The 1,785-nt window shown below is 68.8% G+C and carries 1 protein-coding gene; it reads right to left on the bottom strand.

The features are described 5' to 3' along the window. Positions 1-179 precede the first annotated feature (179 nt). The coding region (locus RMO97_RS09130; protein ID WP_310540507.1) for a patatin-like phospholipase family protein at positions 180-1,785 on the bottom strand (1,606 nt) is incomplete at its 5' end.

The following is a 1,785-nucleotide window of genomic DNA, read 5'->3' as shown; positions in this document are numbered from 1 at the left end:
GACCGCAGAGCGGTTCGCGACCTTTGCCTTGGCGCTAAGGCTAGGCGCTGACCCCACACGCGGAGGTCCAGGTCACGGTCACAGCCTTGCGGCCTTTGCTATGAGACACTGGGTCACCTCCTTTCAGTTGTTGAACACAGGGCCGAATATGACCCCAGTCGCGCCCGCTTGGAAAGGCCTTATTCGACGACCGTGCGGGTGGAGGCCATGAAGGGGGTCATGACGGCGCCGCCGGCGTGTTGTTCGCGCAGGCTCTGGCGGCGGCGCAGTTGCGGCACCGGGCGGCTGACCTTGTCGAGTGCGGTCAGGGTGGCGACATAGCCAGCCTCCACCCCCTCATCGTAGGCGCCCCAGTCGCGGATTTCGATACCCGAGACGTCCGGCTGTATCAGCACGTCGGTGGCTTCGCGCGCCGCCGCCAGGTCGCGCCCGGTCGAGACGGTAGCGGTCCGCATCAGCAGCGAGACGATAGGTGGCCCCATCCGCCACTGGCCCGACCAGATCCAGCGCCAGACGGATGAGGGCCGGGCGACATCGTCGGCCGTGATGCTGCGCGAGGTGGTGACGTCGACGCCGACGATGGGCCCTGCCTGGGCGGCGCGCATGATGTCGGCCGGGAAGTTCTTCATCACCGCGCCATCGACCAGCACGTTCTGGCCGTCGGTGGCGGGAGGCATGACGCCAGGCAGGGCGATGGAGGCCCTGAGCCCATGGCGCAGCGATCCGCGCCGGTGCAGCTGGTAGGCGCCGGTGGTCAGGTTGGACGACAGGCAGAATAACGGCAGCCACAGGTCGGCGATCTGGGTGTCGCCAAAGTGGGTGAGCAGCCGCTCGGTCACCTTGATCCCGTGGGTCATGGCCAGCAGGGGCAGCGCGATATCGTCCAGCGGGCTGGTGTTGACAAAGGCCTCGTGCAGGCGGCGGTCCATCTCCACCTGATCCCAGCCCATGGCCAGGCCAGCGCCGACGATGGCGCCCATGGATGAGCCGCCGACGAAATCCACTGGCACGCCGCGTTCCCGCAGCGCTTTGATCGCACCGACATGGGCATAGGCGCGCGCGCCGCCGCCCGACAACACCAGCCCCACCGACTGGCCGGTGATCACGCGGGCCAGCCGCTCAAAGTCGGGTGCATGGCCGCGACGGGCGTGAAACACCCGGGCCGCACCGGTAGCGTCCAGCCACGCCTCCGAGCCGGAGGGCCGTTCGATGCCGGTGGGCTGGATCAGCAACAGGTCGACAAGACCCTGCTCGCGCAGGGTCACGGCGCTGGGCAGGCTGCCCTCCACCTGTGGCGGGCGATCACCCCGGGCCACCTGAAACAGCCGGTCCACCAGACGCGGCACGAACGGCGCCCAGGTCGCCTCATCGCGCTCGGCCACATAGAGGACATAGTCGTGGACCCGTTCCACTTCCGAGAACCACTCGGTTGGCGCGGTGACGGCCTCGGCCCCCACCGTCGTGACTTGGTAGCCCAGGGCCTCAATCTCGCGTTCCAGCCGCTCGACCAGCGGGCGGATCGGGCCCGGCCGACCGACGGCCACGAAGCCGAAGACGGAAGGGTCGCCCACGGGACCGCGCCGAGCGGTCTGGCGACTGCGCAGGATCATCAGTCGCGCCAGCTCGGTCATGACCGCCGCATCGGCCTCGCAGGCCTCGAAGAAGACGCCCTTAGGCACCGCGAAGACTTCGGAATCGCGCAAGGCATAGACGTCGGCCGAGTGCGGGATGCCGGCGATCAGGGCCATCTCGCCGGCGGGTTCGCCGGGGCGGATTATGCCCAGG

The sequence above is a fragment of the Phenylobacterium sp. genome (assembly GCF_031425575.1).
GTDB lineage: Bacteria > Pseudomonadota > Alphaproteobacteria > Caulobacterales > Caulobacteraceae > Phenylobacterium.
This window is presented reverse-complemented; position numbering and strand designations above follow the sequence as displayed.